The 17,988-nt window shown below is 41.8% G+C and carries 13 protein-coding genes; all 13 read left to right on the top strand.

Annotated features, from left to right (window positions below):
* The first annotated feature begins 3 nt into the window (after positions 1-3).
* The 13 genes from NU887_RS18365 (at position 4) to NU887_RS18305 (ending at position 17,873) form a co-directional block, all read left to right on the top strand.
* Entirely contained in the window at positions 4-609 is a 606-nt protein-coding gene (locus NU887_RS18365) for an RNA polymerase sigma-70 factor (protein ID WP_338081023.1), read from the top strand.
* Positions 606-1,583, top strand: coding sequence for a FecR family protein (locus NU887_RS18360; RefSeq protein ID WP_258424845.1), 978 nt, complete (start codon positions 606-608; stop codon positions 1,581-1,583). Before NU887_RS18365 ends, NU887_RS18360 begins: the two co-directional genes overlap by 4 nt.
* A complete protein-coding gene (locus NU887_RS18355; RefSeq protein WP_258424844.1) occupies positions 1,570-3,276 on the top strand; it encodes a carboxypeptidase-like regulatory domain-containing protein in 1,707 nt (568 codons plus the stop codon). Before NU887_RS18360 ends, NU887_RS18355 begins: the two co-directional genes overlap by 14 nt.
* Before the next feature lie 154 nt (positions 3,277-3,430).
* Complete coding sequence (locus tag NU887_RS18350; protein WP_258424843.1) at positions 3,431-4,123, top strand: hypothetical protein; 693 nt, start codon at positions 3,431-3,433, stop codon at positions 4,121-4,123.
* Between the two features lie 260 nt (positions 4,124-4,383).
* Complete coding sequence (locus NU887_RS18345) at positions 4,384-5,619, top strand: hypothetical protein (protein ID WP_258424842.1); 1,236 nt, start codon at positions 4,384-4,386, stop codon at positions 5,617-5,619.
* Positions 5,620-5,778: 159 nt separating this feature from the next.
* Positions 5,779-6,384, top strand: a complete 606-nt coding sequence (locus NU887_RS18340) for a hypothetical protein (protein ID WP_258424841.1) — start codon at positions 5,779-5,781, stop codon at positions 6,382-6,384.
* A gap of 123 nt (positions 6,385-6,507) precedes the next feature.
* On the top strand, positions 6,508-8,853 hold the full coding sequence (locus NU887_RS18335; RefSeq protein ID WP_258424840.1) for a TonB-dependent receptor: 2,346 nt from the start codon (positions 6,508-6,510) through the stop codon (positions 8,851-8,853).
* Positions 8,854-9,235: 382 nt separating this feature from the next.
* Entirely contained in the window at positions 9,236-11,521 is a 2,286-nt protein-coding gene (locus NU887_RS18330) for a hypothetical protein (RefSeq protein ID WP_258424839.1), read from the top strand.
* A gap of 54 nt (positions 11,522-11,575) precedes the next feature.
* Positions 11,576-12,442 (top strand): hypothetical protein, encoded by an 867-nt coding sequence (locus NU887_RS18325; RefSeq protein ID WP_258424838.1) that lies wholly within the window; start codon positions 11,576-11,578, stop codon positions 12,440-12,442.
* A 206-nt stretch (positions 12,443-12,648) separates the two neighbouring features.
* A complete protein-coding gene (locus NU887_RS18320) occupies positions 12,649-14,262 on the top strand; it encodes an ABC-F family ATP-binding cassette domain-containing protein (protein ID WP_258424837.1) in 1,614 nt (537 codons plus the stop codon).
* 187 nt (positions 14,263-14,449) lie between these two features.
* On the top strand, positions 14,450-15,859 hold the full coding sequence (locus NU887_RS18315; protein WP_258424836.1) for a high affinity choline transporter 1: 1,410 nt from the start codon (positions 14,450-14,452) through the stop codon (positions 15,857-15,859).
* Positions 15,828-17,009: a class I SAM-dependent rRNA methyltransferase gene (locus NU887_RS18310; RefSeq protein WP_258424835.1), complete on the top strand. Its 1,182-nt coding sequence runs from the start codon at positions 15,828-15,830 to the stop codon at positions 17,007-17,009. The genes NU887_RS18315 and NU887_RS18310 overlap by 32 nt, the downstream gene beginning before the upstream one ends.
* A gap of 429 nt (positions 17,010-17,438) precedes the next feature.
* The gene (locus tag NU887_RS18305) at positions 17,439-17,873 is read left to right on the top strand and encodes a hypothetical protein (RefSeq protein WP_258424834.1); all 435 of its coding nucleotides are present in this window, start codon (positions 17,439-17,441) and stop codon (positions 17,871-17,873) included.
* Positions 17,874-17,988 lie beyond the last annotated feature (115 nt).

Here is a 17,988-nt window from a genome sequence, read left to right as displayed (position 1 = left end):
AACTTGCACGAAAGCATTGGATTTTTCATGCAGGCGACAGACCAACAGGTTTTTTCTAACATTCAATCCGGAGATACTGCCTCATTTGAGATGCTGTTCAAAACCCATTATAATCCCCTTTGCCGCTTTGCATTGTCCTTTCTCAAGGATCCGGATGATGCTGAAGAAACAGTGCAGGCTGTTTTTATTGGCTTTTGGGAAAAGAAAAAAACCATTCAGGTAGATACTTCGCTGAAATCTTACTTATACAGAAGTGTACGAAATGCCTGTCTCAATGAGATCAAAAGACAGAAAGTCCGAAAGTTGCACGCTGATTCCCTTCAAGCTGAAGGTGAACCGCAAAGTCAGCCTTCAGATCATTTGGCAATCCGAAAAGAATTGGAGACCAAAATCCAGGAAGCTTTGGAAACCCTACCTGAGCAATGCAGGTTGATCTTCAAAATGAGCAGGTTCGAAGAACTCAAATACCAAGAAATCGCCGACCAATTACAGTTGTCAGTCAAAACAGTTGAAAACCAAATGGGAAAAGCCTTGAAGCTGATGCGCGTACAATTGAAAGACTATATTCCATTGATCACCATCTTGATAGGAAGGCTGTTGGAACCATGAACGAGAATATAGAACATATCGAAGACCTGATCGGCAAATTCATTGTTGATGAAGCTTCCGAGGCTGAAATTCGTGAGCTGCGGGAATGGAGTGCGCATTCGGCTGAAAACCAAAAATACCTGGATGATGCCAAGCTGATATATGAAAAAGCCCAGTTGCCCGGCAAAGAGCAATTTGATGCAGATGCTGCTTGGGAAAAAGTGGAAAACCAGATAAAAGGTAAAGAAAGAAAATTCAAAATCATGCTACCGATATGGGGAATTGCCGCTGGGTTGATTCTGATTTTCGCTTTGTCCTTTATTTTTTATTCCATCCGACAATCATCTCAGACCCAGGAATTCGATTTCACCGCCGACTTGACAGTGGTTACGGAGAAGATGCCTGACCTTACGGAAATATCACTCAACAAAAATTCAGAAGTCGAGGTCGATTATAACGAAAGAGAAAAAACAGGTACGATCCATTTGTCCGGTGAGGCTTTGATCAATATCCCTGATTCCAAAAAAGTCAATTGGACTGTTCAGGCTGGAGAGCTGCATATCGATGATATCGGCACTGTATTTCATGTCAAGGCTTTCCCTGACAGTGCCATTGTGGAAGTTACTGTTCAGGAGGGAATGGTCAGGTTTTACAAGGATGATGTAGAAGGTATTACGCTCTCAGCCGGGGAAAAAGGAATCTATGACAAAGACCTGAATACTTTTTCCAAACTGGAGGCAGATCCGAATGTTGCAGCATTTGTCACCAGGTCATTTGATTTTCAAGAAGAAGAACTCAGTCAGATTTTGATCAGTCTTTCTCAGGTATATGGAAGAAAAATAGTAATGGAAGGTGACATTTCAGGTTGTAGGTTAACAGTTAATTTTGAAAATGAAGACCTGAATACAATTCTTGAAATTATTGCTGAAACGCTCAGTCTTGAAGTCAAAGATGAAGGTTCCCAAATCAAAATCTCCGGGGATGGCTGCTTTTAAATTTCATCTTCTAAAAAGAGAAAAGGACCTCAGTGGTCTCATTTTCTTGCTTTTTCTTCTCTGCATTTCCACCGCATCTTTTGGACAGCAGATCCCTGTTTTAGAAAAAAAAGTTTCTATTTCTGCGACAAACGAACCGCTTGATATTTTCCTCCGGCGACTTTCCCATGAGTCGGGAACAGTTTTTTCCTACAGTCCTTCCGCGATAGATGTTAAAAGAAATGTGACTGCCGAGTTTTCAAACATCCCTTTGCGAGAAGCTTTGGAAACAGTATTGGAAGGGAAAGTGGATATCAAGCAAAAAGGTGTTTATGTCATTCTGACTCCAAAACCGGATTCTCCAAAAGATGTGGTCATCAGTGGCTATGTGGTAGATGAAGGTACCGGAAAGCCGGTTCGTGATGCAACTGTCTATGACCCGATCACGCTCAAATCCTCCCTGACCGATGAGTTTGGCTATTTTCAACTTTCAGTAAAAAATCCGGCAGAAGACATTCAATTGGTGATCAACAGTGAAATGTATACGGATACCCTTCAAATTGATAAGAAGCAATCACCATTCCAAAAGATCTTGCTCAAATCCAAGGAAATTGACTTTGAAGAAGTTGGAAAAAGCATTGCAGAACCGATGAAGAACTTTTGGGTATGGACCAAAAAATCAGTGGCCTTCACCAACATGGATAACATGAGTGATACACTGCATCGAGGATTCCAGCTTTCCCTGATCCCATTTGTCAGCACCAACAAGAAATTGGCGGGAAGTGTGGTCAATGATTTTTCCTTCAATATTCTGGGCGGTTTTTCGGGAGGAACAAACAAGGCTGAATTAGGGGGTTTGTTTAACCTCAACCGTGGAAATGTCAAGTCAGTACAAATGGCAGGGCTATTGAATCAGGTAAGCGGTACAGTCAAAGGCGTCCAGATGGCGGGTTTATCCAATATTGTTTTGGATTCAGTAAATGCCGTTCAAGCTGCAGGATTGGTGAATTTCACCACAGGAAATGTCAAAGGCCTTCAGATGGCAGGTCTAATGAATGTGGGAACCTCCAACTTCCAGGGTTTACAAATGGCCGGACTAGCCAATTATGCCAACAGGGATGTTGATGGAGTGCAGATGGCAGGTTTACTGAATGTAGGACGCAATGTTAAAGGTACCCAAATCGGTCTTTTCAATTATGCTGATAGCATACAAGGAGTACAGTTAGGTTTTATCAATTTTGTAAGGAAAGGCTACCATCAGTTTGAGATAGGGGCAGATGAAATGTTGCCTTTGAATGTATCACTCCGATCAGGAACAAGGTCATTTTATACCATGCTTTTTGCAGGAATCAGGACTGACAATGCTGACTCTACCACATTGGCCTTTGGTTATGGGATTGGCACCTCCCCTGCTTTGGGCAGGAAAACCCACCTGAATATCGAACTGAGTGCCCAACAAGTGAACAAAGGTTACGTTTCGGCTTTGAACCTTGTCAACAGACTTTACATCGGAATGGAATTCCGGTTGGCAAATAAAATCCACTTCTTCGCCGGACCAAGTTTAAACCTGCGGGTGTATGACAGCACTTATACAGAGCATCCTCCACTTTTTACTTATACCAATCCAAAAATCATTTCTGAAAGCAGCTATCCCTCTGAAAATATTGCCACACAATTGTGGATTGGAGGAAGAGGGGGATTCAGGTTTTTTTGAGTTGGATTAAATAATATATGCGAAAATAAATCTGAAAATTATTTATAAAGAACCAGCATTAAAAGCTATTTTTTGGAAACAAAATCTTCAAAGAAATTATTAGGGGTATATTAATCGGATTATTTTATTTTCTTTAATTCTAAATTTAAATCCAATGAAAATTGAAGACAAAAGGTTTATTCTTAGAAAGGTTTATTTTTTCATCTTTGTCTTTAGCTTTTTTTCTTGTTCCGAAAAATCAAAAATCAGTACTAAAATAAAGCAGGTTGAAAGTCAAGACACAATTATTGTAAGGCAGATTTATGATGTCTCAAAATTTAATTACAGCCTTTCCTCAAAGTCAATCAGTTATTATTCGATAAGTGGTAAAGATACCTTAGACATTTCAATTGGAGTAAATGAATCCAAAACCTCGGGCGAGGTAAATATTGATTTTCGAAATAATAAATCTATAATGTTCAAAGATTTACTAAAGAAATTTGATAGATTTTTGCCATTTGTAAAGGAGGATTTTGACTTAACAAGAATCGAAAGTCTAGTTTTTGATCCACCAATTTTTTATCAAGACATTTGTATTCAATTATCTAGGGATTATAAATTAAAATATGGACGAAAAAATATTGACGTCCTGACCCAAAAGGAATTCTTAATGGAAACCAAATTAAAATCAAGCATAGACAGTGTTTTTTTGCCCTATAAAAAGAAAGTCAATTGGATATCAATTGAAAAATTTCATCTTTTTGAAAAGGAGCATTATGATGAATATTTAAATATTGACTTTTCAGCTTATCCTGATTTTGCAATCGACGGAATTATGTTAAATGTTCAATTGACAGAAAACCAATAACTTCACAAAATTCCAAGAAGTCCATTTGTTGAGTAAAAACCGTTTAAATTCCATTAATCATTTCCAAAAAGCCCAAAAAGGACGGGATCACTTATCTTCCAAAAATATTTCGTCCATTCATTGCTTAGTTGTACTTTCCCGATCGAATTTTCAAAATTTTTTCCCTTCTTCCGTCTTCTGTCTTTTTTAAAAAATTTTTTCATTTCGCATAGGGGTGTCTTTGGTTTCGCTTGTCATAGGATTGAAACTAATCCAAACAAATGAATACCATAAGCAAAATCTTAGCAACAGCGGCTTTCTTCTCCCTTTCTCCCGTGGAAACAAAAGCTCTTTCCGGTCATGAAGAAAACCCGACCGATAGCCTCGAAAAGGTGGATTCGAAGATTTCATTTCACCGAATCAGTGAAAAAATCGGCACAATAAAATTCCAACCCTTCAGCGTAAATCCTGAAGATACCACCATTGTATCTGTACAGTTTGCATTTGTTCCTTTTGTCGGGACGAATGGCACCCAATCCGGTAACATCATCAATGATGTTTCCTTCAACCTGCTCGGAGGATATTCTGCAGGAACCCGTGCTTTTGAAATGGCAGGACTTTTCAATATCAACCGTGGCGACATGACAGGCGTGCAGTTGGCAGGCCTATTCAATCAGGTAGGTGGAAAAGTCGACGGGGTACAGTTGGCAGGTCTTTTCAACTCCAATCTTCAATCTGTCAAAGGTGTTCAATTGGCAGGATTGACCAATTTTACCACAGGTGAAGTAGAAGGTGTACAGCTTGCCGGCTTGGCGAACTTTACCCCCAAATCAGTCAAAGGAGTTCAAATCGCAGGCCTAGCCAATTTCTCCGGAAAAAATACCGAAGGATCACAGATTGCCGGTTTGGCGAATTTCACTCCCCATGAAGTGAAAGGCTCGCAGGTAGGAACATTTAATTTTGGAGGTAAAGTCAATGGCTTTCAGCTTGGTGTGATCAACTATGCCGATAGCATGAGCGGGGTTCCGGTGGGTCTGATCAGCTTCGTGCGCTCTGGTTACCACACAGTTGAGTTCGGTGTCAATGAAGTCCTTCCACTTAACATAGCATTACGAACCGGAAAGAGGGAATTCTATAACATCCTTTTTGCAGGTATGAGACCAGAAATCAACGAAGATGTCACTTGGTCATTTGGCTACGGCGTAGGAACTTCTCCAAGATTGGGAAAAAAAACTTTCCTGAATGTAGAAGTCAGTTCCGAACAACTGAACAAAGGAGAAGTCCAAGCACTCAATCTGATCAACAAACTCTATGTCGGCGGGGATTATCAGGTTGCGAAAAAGTTGGCCTTATTTGCCGGACCGACGATTAATTTCAGGGTATTTGACGATTCCTTTGATGGCCATCCTGAACTTTTTACCTATACCAAAACACAGGTCCGAAATGAAAGGGCCCATCCTGAAAACATCTCCAGTCAATGGTGGTGGGGATTCAGATCCGGATTTAGATTTTTCTAACTGATAGCCCTTTTTTATAGAAATATCAAAAAATCAGATAGGGGTAAAATCCCCTTGAATTGTCATTACATCAGAAGCTAAACCAACAGCAGCACCTGCCCGGCTCAAAATGAGCTTGGGCAGGACATCTGCCAAAAAATCAAAAACACTTAAAACACAATGAAAAAACTATTCACAATCATTATCGCATTGCTAATCGTCCAAACAGCTTATAGCCAAGAAGCTGACAGATTTAGATTTCAAATGGACCTTGGTGCCGCTGCTCCAAAAGGAGGTGGAATCGGTGCTTTGGTCAATCTGGAACCACAGATACTTGTCAGAAGAAACCTTGCTTTGGGTCTGAGAATGGGCGTAGCAGGACTTGCCAAAGACATTGTCTATTATGAAATCCCGGATGATTACACAGGAGAATTAGGCGCAAATGCCTCTATAACCGGAACTGCAAATTACTATTTCAACTACGGAAAAGGAAAAGCGGCACCCTATATCGGTGGCGGTTTTGGCTACTATACCATGAGTAATGTCAACATTGAGAGCACCGATATTGACTCGGATGATCTGGGAGACCTGAGGGCAAACTTTGCTTGGGCGCCAATGTTGAGGGCGGGCGTGGAACTGGGCAAATTCAGGATAGGCGCTGAATATAATTTTGTCCCTAAAAGCGATCTCCAAAACATCAACGGAGAAGTAATCGGTCAAGCTACCAATGAATACTTCGGGTTTACGATTGGCTACTTTGTCGGTGGCGGCAAATGGGAAAGGTAATCTGAATCAGTTCACATGCTTCTCCTGAAGCAGGTATGTAAATAATTAGAAAGGTTATCCTGCTTCTGGAGAAGCAGGATAGCAACCTCAGTTCATCTGCTTACAGAAAACTAAACCAACGTCATGAAATCATTTACCAAAATATTTGCCCTTATTTTTTTATTTGGGCTCAATTCGCTGCATGCACAGACTTTGACCCAAACCATCCGGGGAAAAGTCGTAGACCAAGTAACGAAATTTCCCATGCCCGGCGCAACAGTCATGATTTTGGGAACAGATCCTTTGGTCGGAACTGTCACTGATGAAGAAGGATTTTTCAAAATCCAACAAGTTCCGGTGGGTTCTCATTCCCTAAGGGTCAGTTTCGTTGGATACCAGGATTTGATTTTGCCTCAGGTGGCAGTAAATTCCGGAAAAGAGGTTGTCCTTGATCTGAATCTGGAAGAAGAATTCAATCAGATTGAGGAAGTGGTAGTCCTTGCCAATGAAAAAGACAGGACCGTCAATGACATGATTGCAGTGAGTGGAAGGACATTTTCGGTAGAGGAAACAAGGAAATTTGCGGCAGCAGTGAATGATCCTGCAAGGATGGCGGCTTCTTTTTCGGGAGTTGTGAGTGCAGACGACGGCAACAACAACATCTCCATCCGGGGCAACAGCCCGAATGGCCTGCTGTGGAGAATGGAAGGAATCGACATTCCAAACCCAAACCACTTCGTCAATCCCGGAACTTCAGGAGGCGGTGTTTCCATTCTCAGCGCACAGTTATTGGCCAACTCTGATTTCATCACAGGAGCATTTCCTGCGGAATATGGAAATGCACTTTCAGGAGCATTTGACCTGAACCTCCGGAAAGGAAACAATGAAAAACGGGAATTCACAATTCAGGCCGGCTTTTTGGGAACTGATGTTTCAGCTGAAGGACCCATGGCCAAAGATTACAAAGGATCTTACCTGATCAATTACCGATACTCTACCCTTTCCTTACTTTCCAAAATCGGGGTTCCGTTGGGAGACTTTGTGACTGACTTTCAGGACCTGTCTTTCAACTTTTATCTTCCGACAGGAGAAAAAAGTGCAATTTCAATATTTGGTTTTGGGGGATTGAGTAATCAAAAAAGTGAAGCCGAAAAGGATTCCCTGACTTGGACGGGAGAATTTGACAGGTTGAATTCTACTTTTTTTTCAAACACAGGCGCGGTAGGGATCAAGCACGCCTACATGATCAATAAATCAAATTTCCTCCAAACCACGGTCCTCGCATCTGGAAATGGAATTGGGGACAAGGCTGAACGGCTCAATGGAGAATACCAAACTGAAGAAAGGTATTATGAGAATTTCTCCCAGTCCAAAATCACTTTCAGCTCGGTTTTGAATACCAAGCTATCAGCGAAAAGTAACCTGCGAAGCGGCTTTTTCCTCAACCACCTCCAATATAACCTCTTCGAAAAAGGCTATGATGAAAGCCTGGGGCAATTGGTCACAAATATTGATGCCCAAGGGGCTACCCAAAGTATTCAGGCATTTTCCCAGCTCAATCTCAGGGCCACCGAGCGTCTCAGCTTCAATGTCGGCGTGCATTACCTCCAACTCTTGCTCAACAATTCCAATTCTCTTGAACCGAGGCTCAGCGCTTCCTATGAAATCGATGAAAAGCAAAGAATCAGTTTGGGCTACGGTCTCCACAGTCAGGTTCAGCCTTTGGGAACGTACTTTGCCAAACAGGAAGAAAACGGGATCATCTCGCTTCCCAATAAAAATCTTGGTCTGAGCAAATCCCATCATCTGGTTTTGGGCTATGACCGGTCTCTGAATCCATATCTCCGAATGAAAATCGAAACCTATTACCAGCATTTGTTTGATATTCCTGTCAAACCGGGCGAAGATCAGACCTACTCCATCATCAACCAACAGTGGTCATTTATGACTGATCCATTGGTAAATAGCGGATTTGGTAAAAACTATGGGGCAGAATTCACCTTGGAGCAGTTTACGCACAAAGGACTGTATTTCTTGGTCTCAGGTTCTGTGTATAACTCTCTTTATAAAACGGAGGAAAATAAATGGAGAAATACCAGATTCAACGGCAAAGCAAACCTCGCCATCACCGCAGGAAAAGAATACAACTGGAAAAAGAACCGGGTTTTTGGCATGAACCTACGGACCATATATGGAGGCGGTTTGTGGAATACCCCGATTGACTTGGATGCTTCTATTTCAAGCGGAGAGACAGTTTTTTTGGAGCAATATGCCTTTGAGGAACAAAATTCTGCTTACTTCAGGACCGACCTAAGGCTCAGTCTGAAACGCAACAGAGCAAAGTCCACAAGGACCCTCGCCCTAGACATCCAAAATGTAACCAATCGGGCCAATGTCTTTGGTAGTTACTTTGAACCCATGGAAGGTGTTATCAAAACTGCCTATCAGACACCCCTGATTCCTATATTGAGCTATAGGGTGGAGTTTTGAGAGGAAGGGATCCTTTCGCTTCAATTATTTGAAATCAATGAACATTTAAGATTTACCTTAATTCTTACCATTTAAAATAGGCTATTTTAGGATTGCTTAAGGTAAATTTTACCTTCTCCACCAATAGCTTTTCTGAAATTGAAGATCAAAATTTTATACTTTTTATTTATATTGAACATGTAATTTGAATTTGTTCACATCAAATTTTCGGAATAAAGTTTCTTTCAAATCCTTTGGATCATTCTTATTCTGAAATATAAATATTGGTGAAGGATAGTCTAATCTATTTGCCCAATTCAAATTATACCAGTAATAATCGGAAATCATCCCAAAAACCGATCAGAGTCCGCTTAGATCTATTTACCATCAAATTTGAAAATCTATGAATCCAAGGACCTTTTTAGCCGCATTTTTGATCACTATATTTTCTGTCAACGGACTTGCCCAATCCAAAGAAAGGATATTTTATTCCTCTTTCAGCCCACAGGATTGGGATATTTATCTTTCCAAAGATTCAGGAAAAAGCTTTGGAAAGTTTACTGATCATCCTTCGCTTGACTACGATGCGGTAATCAACCCGGACGGAAAATGGATTGTCTTTACTTCAGAGCGGTCCGGTATTCCGCAACTCTACATCAAACCTGTTGACGGAGATATTCCTCCTCGGCTTTTGGTGAAAAGCAACTCTTTTCAGGATCAGGCAGCATTTTCACCAGATGGGACACAAATGGCTTTTGTCGCTTCGCACGAAGGAAATTCTGAAATATATATCATCCCGTTTTTACCGGACTCCCTTCAGGATGTTTCCAATGCAAAGAATTTGACCAAAAATCCTGGTGGTGATTTCAGGCCTGCTTTCTCTCCTGATGGAAAACACATTGCCTTCAGCAGTGACCGTGGCCACAAAATCGTACCCCATCCCCAATTCCCATTTGCACGTCAGCGCATAGGGGATATTTATTCGATGAATATCATGGGAGAGCAATTGAAAAGGTTGACGGATTCAGATTCGTGGGACGGAAGTCCGGTTTGGAAAGAGGATGGCTCAAAAATTATCTTCTACAGCGCAAGGAACGGGGATCCGGCAATTTTTGAAATGAACTCGGACGGATCTGACCAACATCAGGTTATCGAATTTGACGGACCGGCAGTTTCTCCCAAATTTCTGAAAAATGGTAAAGTGGTTTTTACAACTTGGAAAGGCGAAAGCGATTTTAAAATCATGCAGGCGGAATTGGGGACCAAAGAAGTCACTCCCCTATTTTCTAGCGCACCGGATTTGATGTTCAATATAGATGTACATCCAGACGGATTGATGGTTTTTCACGGAGGCAAATACCCTAAGAATCAAGATACAAAAGGAATATTCGGATTTGAAGGTGATGTATTGACAAAAGGACCGGACACCATATCAATTTCAGGCAAGCCAATCCAAATCTTCGGTGTCCGAAGGGCATTTGTAGCACCTCCCCAATTGGGAAATACTTTACTTTTTTATGACGCCTCAGATTTTCAAGGATTTTTTGATACCCTCAAACCAATGGGATACAGTGTTTTTTGGCTTCCTATACTTGTGATTCTGATGTTTCTGGCAGGAATTGTAAGCGGTATTATAAACAGAAAAAGCATCCCCTTTTGGAAATATTTGCTGCTCTGCTTAATTGTAATACTTTCAGGAATTACCGTTGCGGGAATTTTCCTTTTTGTGGATGCCATCAACCCGATGTCCATAAATGTGATCCGGTTGGTCATGGCAATATTGACTTTGGCCTTGGTTGCTTTGGGTTGGTGGTTTTATAAAAGAAAAACCCGACAAAAATCGAATCAAAAAGCGGTCTATCGGGTATCAGGCCTTTACAGTATCCTGTTTTTTGGACTTGCGGTATTTTCCCTTCTTTGCGCGGTCTTTATCAATCATTTGGTCCAAACAGCAATCCATTTTCACCAGGTTGATTATGTTTCAGGAGAGAAAAAGCCGCTTTTTATTTTTGACAAAGAAGCGAATACCAACCCTGCCAATTTTGGTGTTATCGACAGTAAGGTAACCCACGATGGCAAAGCATTGCTGTTTACGACAGGAAGTTTCAGGGGAAGACCACATACACAAGGGGATATCTGGAGTTATGATTTCCAGACAAAAAATGTGAGCAAAGTGTCAGATTCTCCCTATAATGATGGCTTTGCAGACTTGAGTGATGATGGTAAATTGGTTTTTCGAAGTGGTAGAACCGGTAATTTTGATATCTACCTTAAAACAAATGGTGAACTGACAAACCTTACCAACGATGTACACCGGGATAATTTTCCTGCTATTTCCAAGCAAGGCGATAAAATAGTATTTGCATCGGACCGACTGAGAGAGGAAAATGAATACAAGACAATGGACATTTTTATGATGAGGTTACAGGCAGACAATAGCTGGACCGAACCGGAAAAAATTTCAAGTGGAGAAGGACAAAATGCACATGCCCATTTTTCTCCCGATGGCGAATGGGTGATTTACACAACAGAAGGTTTTGGAATAAACGATGAACAGGCACTTATCCAACCTATTATTTTTTCGCCCCAGATGTATGGCGAAATCGTAGCCTACAATATTATCACCAAACAAAGAATCAGATTGACCCATAATAAATGGGAAGACGGGACGCCACTTTGGCTGAAATAAAAATAAAAATATTCTCTAAATTCAGAATTAAAATTCTTGCCCTATCGGGATTGCATGACGGATCAAACAGACCAAAAACCCAGGTTCTCCCCATTCTTATTTCTTGCAATCCTTCCGGCACTCTTGCTTGGAACCTACACCATGGCTTTTTCAGAGGTTCCGAGAACTCTTTGGATGATGAATCTTGGTTTCGGCATGATGGGCATCGCTTTGCAGTGGGTGTTCTTCAGGTTTAGACCGGTTTTCAAAAAGGTTAACCCCTACCCCATTATCCTGATATCGATACTATTATTGCTTCTGACTTTTTGGGATGATGGCTACCAGGATGTCCACAGATGGGTCAGTATTGGGAACTTTAAGGTCAATATTGGTTTGATTGTAAGTCCCCTGATTCTGATCCAGATTCATAAAATGGAAAATAAAATCATGGCCCTTTTGGTTTCCTTACTTTCAGTTTTGATTTTCCTTTTTCAGCCAGATGCTTCATTGGTAACCGCTTTTTCAGCAGCGGCTGTTATGCTACTATTCAGGAAAAATAGCTCAAACATCACCAAAGGCTTGATTTTGATTGCCGCTTTTGGTGCTTCGGTTTTTGCTTGGTACAATTTGGACAGTTTGCCTGCTGTCAGTTACGTGGAAGATATCCTATCACTAGCCTGGAAAATCAGCTGGGTTTTTGGCATTTGTTCAGTGCTTTCTTTAGTGTTGTTACCCCTTCCGTTTTTTGTATTGGCTAGCAAAGAAAAGAGGACAATGGCTTACAGTTTAGGCTTGTATTTCTCCCTGATTCTGTTGGTTACCATTTTTGGAAACTTCCCTGTAATGGTGATGGGTTATGGGATTTCTCCGATTATCGGATATTTTATTGGAATGGTTTGGTTGGGGGATGGGGTTTCAAAATCAAAGGAAAAAAATTTATAAAAAAACAACCCTCAAAATCACATTATACTGTGATAATGACGGTTTTAATCTACTTACTTTTATCTTTTTCACAAAAAATCACATTATACTGTGATTTTATTATTGAAAGAATCCCCCACTTTTTAATTTCCCACCAATTCTCCCCTCTCCCTTAGTCCCTTTGTGGGAAATACCTATCTTTGCACCTCGAAATAATTTAGCCAAAAATGATTACTGTAGATAACCTCTCCCTCAAGTTCGGCAAGAGAACCTTATTTGATGAAGTAAGCCTTAAATTCACACCCGGCAACTGCTACGGTGTCATCGGTGCCAACGGTGCCGGAAAATCCACTTTTTTGAAAATCCTATCCGGAGATCAGGACAGCACATCCGGTTCGGTTCATATCACTCCTGGCCAAAGGATGGCCGTTTTGAAGCAAAATCACTTTGAATTTGATGAGGTAGAAGTGCTGAAAGCTGTCATCATGGGCCACAAAAAACTCTATGCGATCATGGAGGAAAAGGACGCCATCTATATGAAGGAGGATTTTTCTGAGGCAGACGGGATCAAAGCTTCCGAACTTGAGTCGGAGTTTGCGGAAATGGACGGTTGGAATGCCGAATCCGATGCCGCTTCCCTCCTTTCCGGTCTTGGTATCAGTGAAGACTTGCATTACCTTAAGATGAAGGAACTTGCCGGTAACCAAAAGGTAAGGGTACTCTTAGCACAGGCGCTTTTTGGCAATCCTGATATCCTGATCCTCGATGAACCAACCAACGACCTTGATGCCCAAACCATCAATTGGCTGGAGGATTTCTTGGTGAATTTCAAAAACCTCGTGATCGTCGTTTCCCACGACCGTCACTTCCTCGATGCGGTTTCTACCCATATCGTGGACATTGACTTCAGCAAAATCAGGATTTATTCCGGCAACTATACCTTCTGGTACGAATCTTCCCAATTGGCCGCCAAACAGAAGTCGGATCAAAACAAGAAAGTAGAGGAAAAGAGAAAGGAATTACAGGAGTTTATTCTGCGTTTCTCTGCCAATGTTTCCAAATCCAAGCAGGCGACTTCCAGGAAGAAAATGCTCGAAAAACTCAATGTGGACGACATTCAGCCTTCTACAAGGAAATATCCGGGCATCATCTTCAAACCAGAAAGAGAAGCAGGCGATCAGATTTTTATGACTGAAAGTCTGGAATTAAAAGATGCCAACGCAATCTATTTCACGGATGTGAACCTAATGATTGACAAAGGAGACAAAATCGCGTTTATCTCCAAGACCAAGCAGGCCGTTACCAAGTTTTTCCAGACCATCATGGAAGAAATCCCTGTTCAAAAAGGAAGCTTCAAATGGGGTGTGACGATCAACAAAGCCTATTTGCCAAATGACAACTCCAAGTTTTTTCAGACAGACCTCAACCTGATCGATTGGCTCAAGCAATATTCAACCAATCAGGAGGAAGCATATGTAAGGACTTTCTTGGGAAGGATGCTGTTCACAGGGGAAGAATCCCTCAAGAAATGTGCAGTGCTTTCCGGAGGGGAAAAAGTGCGTTGCATGATCTCGAGGATGATGCTCCAAAATCCAAACCTCCTTGTCATGGATGAACCTACCAACCACTTGGACTTGGAATCCATCACGGCATTCAACAACGCCATCATAGATTACAACGGAACGGTGTTGATGACTTCCTATGACCACGCCTTTGTGCAGTCCACTGCCAACAGAATCATCGAATTTACCCCAAAAGGAACCATCGACAGAAGGATGCCTTACGATGATTATCTTGAATCAGCCGAGATCAAGGCCCTTCAGGAGAAGATGTATAAATAGATTTGAGACGCAAGACGTGAGACGAGAGACTTTGATGGTCCAAATTACAGGAGTATTTCTAAATTAAGATATTTGATGGATATTGGATATTTATTGATATTTTGATCTTCCCAAGCCTAATATCCTATATCAATCAGTATCCATTAATATCCCATTTTAGTAGATCACATTTAATTTATAGCCAAAGTTGCTTATAACTGCCATCATCATCTACCTCTTAGTCACTGTAGCGATAGGTGCTTGGTCATCGAAGCTGGTCAAAAACTCCAAGGACTTTGTATTGGCAGGGAGGCAGTTGCCACTTTTTTTGTCGGCCTCGGCATTATTTGCGACATGGTTTGGATCAGAGACCATCTTCGGCGCTTCTTCCGAATACCTTGAATCCGGCTTGCAGGGAGTAATCGAAGACCCATTTGGCGGAGCACTTTGTCTGGTTTTGTTTGGCGCTTTCTTTTTGAGACCGATGTATAGGATGAATGTCCTGACTTTGGGTGATGTTTATAAAAAAATCTTTGGTAAAAGGGTCGAGTTTTTCGCCTCCGTCCTTATGGTTCCGGTTTATTTCGGGTACGTGGCTGCGCAATTGGTAGCTATGGCCTTGATTTTAACAACTGTTACCGACTTGACCATCCAGCAGGGAATTATCATCAGTGCGGTAGTCGTGGTCTTTTATACTTTCCTTGGTGGGATGTGGGCGATATCGATTACCGATTTTATTCAGACGACGCTGATCGTGGTAGGCTTGGTTTGGGTAGCTGTTTTGGTAGCCCAAAAAGCCGGCGGGGTGATGCCGATTTTGGAATCTGCGCCTGAAGGAAGTTTCCAGTTTTTACCGGATCCGGACCCGATTTCATGGCTCAATTACCTGGGAGCATGGATGGTTTTGGGTTTGGGGAGTATTCCGAGTCAGGACATTTACCAAAGGGTCATGTCCTCCAAATCTGAGAAAGTCGCTGTCCAATCCACCTACTTGGCAGGGGGATTTTACGTAACGATTGGCCTCCTGCCATTGTTTATTGCGCTTGGTGCCAAGTTCCTTTATCCCGAAATCTACCTCGAAAACAAACAGCTTCTTCTCCCTGAAATGGTCCTCCGTCACAGTGGGATGCATGTTCAGATCCTGTTTTTTGGAGCGTTGATCTCTGCAATTATGAGTACGACGAGTTCGGGATTGTTGGCCCCTTCCGCCATTTTATCAGAAAACATCATCAAACCCTATTTTGGATCAAGATTAAAAGAGAAATATTTTCTTTGGATCTTGCGGGGCAATATTGTGGCCGTTGCCTTGATAGCAACAGTCATGGCACAATGGAAAACCAATATTTATGAGCTTGTGGCAGGTGCCTCGATTCTCTTGTTGGTCTCCTTGTTTGTGCCGCTTACGGCAGGATTATATTGGAAAAAAGCCTCCGAAATGGGCGCTTTGATGTCGATCGTCTTAGGGATGATTGCTTACCTTATGTTAGAAATGTTTGATTTGCCGATTTATACCCACATCCCTGCACTGTGCGTCAGCGCTGTCGCTATGATTGTGGGAACTTTGATTTTCCCTAAAAACAAATACCATGCTCCCCTATCCCATCATCAAACTTCTTAAAGGAAAAGAGATTTCAAGTCTCAGGAAACACCATTGGATTTTTTCGGGGGCGATTGCTGCCAAAGATGAAGCGCTAAAAAACGGAGAATTGGTACAGGTTCACAGCAATAAGGACCAACTTCTTGGTGTAGGCCATTTCCAATACGGTTCGATCATGGTTAGGATGGTGAGTTTCGAGGAGGAAATAATAGATCTGGATTTTTGGAAAAAGAGACTTGCCCAATCCTATCGTCTGCGTGAAGCTATCGGGCTGACAGACAATCCGGAGACCAATGTCTACCGCTTGGTTCATGGTGAAAGCGATGGGTTGCCAGGTTTGATCATTGACTTTTACAACGGCACCGCTGTCATCCAAACCCATCATATCGGCATGTATAGGCACGTGAAGGATATCAGTCAGGGGCTACAGTTTGTTTTTGGAACAAAATTGAAATGTGTCTATGACAAAAGTGCGGAGACTTTGCCAAGGGATTTGGGGGTTGAAAACAGGGTGGTTTTTGGTCAACCTGATACCAATATGGTGGTGGAATATGGCTGTCAGTATGAGATCGATTGGGAAAAGGGACAGAAAACAGGCTTTTTTGTTGACCAAAGGGAAAACAGGTATTTACTAGGCAAATACAGCAAAGGCAAGAAAGTACTCAACACCTTTTGCTATTCCGGAGGGTTCTCGGTTTCGGCCCTGAAAGCCGGTGCATCTGAAGTCCACTCGGTGGACATTTCGGCCAAGGCCATCGAACTGACCGACCGAAATGTGGCGTTGAACGCAGGATTTGAAGGAAAGCACATATCCATCGTTGCTGATGTGGTGAAGTACATCCGGGAAATCGAAACCGACTTTGACATCATCGTCCTCGATCCACCTGCTTTTGCCAAAAACCTAAAAGCCAAACACAATGCTGTTCAGGCTTACAAAAGGCTGAATCTCGAAGCGCTCAAGCATATCAAAAAAGGAGGGATTCTATTTACATTTTCCTGTTCTCAGGTAGTGGACAAACAGCTTTTTGCGAATACTATCACGGCGGCAGCCATGGAAGCAGGCAGGAATGTCAAAATCCTCCATTATCTTTCCCAACCCGCTGACCACCCGATCAATATTTTCCATATGGAAACGGAGTATTTGAAGGGGTTGGTGGTTTATGTGGATTGAGGAGGAAATTAGATTTGTGATGTGAGATTTGAGATGTGAGATAGGACCGATGGCGGATGCCAGATGACGGATGTTTTGGATGAGAGAAAGAAAAAGAATTCTTTGATATTGCATGTATCGCTTGTGAAAGAGCTAAGAATGCAAAAGACCTATACTTGTCACTTCGACCAGAGGGAGAAGTCTATTGGAAGGGATAGGATGAAGGTTGGAAATAGTATGTAGGGATGTTAAGAGGAAGGCGATTTAAAACAAGATTAACTCAATTATTCCCTCTGCGAAATCTGCGCGATCTGCGGGAAAAATTTCCATTCTTGGATTTGATCATAGTAAAGAACCTTATCAAATGAAAAGAATTCATCCTTTTTGACCATTCCTTTTGTTCCATAAAGAGAATTAGGCTTAATTTTAAACCAAAATAATAAACGAAATATGTACACAGGATTACAACATCTACATTCCGGTCTGGCTTATCTGGCTTTGGCTGCTTTGGTCATCGTGATGATTTACGCCTTGATCGGCTCATTGAGTGGTAGGGAATTCACCGAAAAGGACAGAAAATTTGCTATGATTGGGTTCATCTTGGCCCATATCCAATTATTGGTTGGCCTGATCCTCTACTTTGTAAGTCCTCTTGGATTTTCATTGTTGACTGGTGGTGGTGCTATGGGAGATAAAGTTGCTAGACTGACAGCCTTGGAACATCCGGTCATCAATATCCTTGCGATTATCATCATCTCCGTTGGATATATCCGTGCCAAAAAAATGACTGAAAGCCGTGCGCGCTTCCGCTCCATTTACATGATGTACGCGATTGGTCTGGTTTTGATTCTGTCAAGAATCCCTTGGTCAAGCTGGTTGGGTTGATCAGTAATAAGTCTCAGTATTCAGTGGGCAGTAAACACCACTGAGTACTGATATTTTGGTCTTGAAAACTAGATCTAATGGTCAAAAATAGTTGGTAAAACACCTTCTAACAGTC

It is taken from the genome of Aquiflexum gelatinilyticum (assembly GCF_024741135.1).
Classification (GTDB): Bacteria; Bacteroidota; Bacteroidia; order Cytophagales; family Cyclobacteriaceae; genus Cognataquiflexum; species Cognataquiflexum gelatinilyticum.
The sequence above is the reverse complement of the archived record's forward strand: the minus strand, read 5'-3'. Positions and strand labels throughout refer to the sequence as shown.

Excerpts from the sequence above, each read along its gene's own strand:
- NU887_RS18330 (WP_258424839.1), top strand. The coding sequence starts at position 9,236 with ATGAATCCAAGGACCTTTTTAGCCGCATTTTTGATCACTATATTTTCT.
- NU887_RS18345 (WP_258424842.1), top strand. The coding sequence starts at position 4,384 with ATGAATACCATAAGCAAAATCTTAGCAACAGCGGCTTTCTTCTCCCTT.
- NU887_RS18335 (WP_258424840.1), top strand. The coding sequence starts at position 6,508 with ATGAAATCATTTACCAAAATATTTGCCCTTATTTTTTTATTTGGGCTC.
- NU887_RS18360 (WP_258424845.1), top strand. The coding sequence starts at position 606 with ATGAACGAGAATATAGAACATATCGAAGACCTGATCGGCAAATTCATT.
- NU887_RS18305 (WP_258424834.1), top strand. The coding sequence starts at position 17,439 with ATGTACACAGGATTACAACATCTACATTCCGGTCTGGCTTATCTGGCT.
- NU887_RS18310 (WP_258424835.1), top strand. The coding sequence starts at position 15,828 with ATGCTCCCCTATCCCATCATCAAACTTCTTAAAGGAAAAGAGATTTCA.
- NU887_RS18355 (WP_258424844.1), top strand. The coding sequence starts at position 1,570 with ATGGCTGCTTTTAAATTTCATCTTCTAAAAAGAGAAAAGGACCTCAGT.
- NU887_RS18340 (WP_258424841.1), top strand. The coding sequence starts at position 5,779 with ATGAAAAAACTATTCACAATCATTATCGCATTGCTAATCGTCCAAACA.
- NU887_RS18350 (WP_258424843.1), top strand. The coding sequence starts at position 3,431 with ATGAAAATTGAAGACAAAAGGTTTATTCTTAGAAAGGTTTATTTTTTC.
- NU887_RS18320 (WP_258424837.1), top strand. The coding sequence starts at position 12,649 with ATGATTACTGTAGATAACCTCTCCCTCAAGTTCGGCAAGAGAACCTTA.
- NU887_RS18325 (WP_258424838.1), top strand. The coding sequence starts at position 11,576 with ATGACGGATCAAACAGACCAAAAACCCAGGTTCTCCCCATTCTTATTT.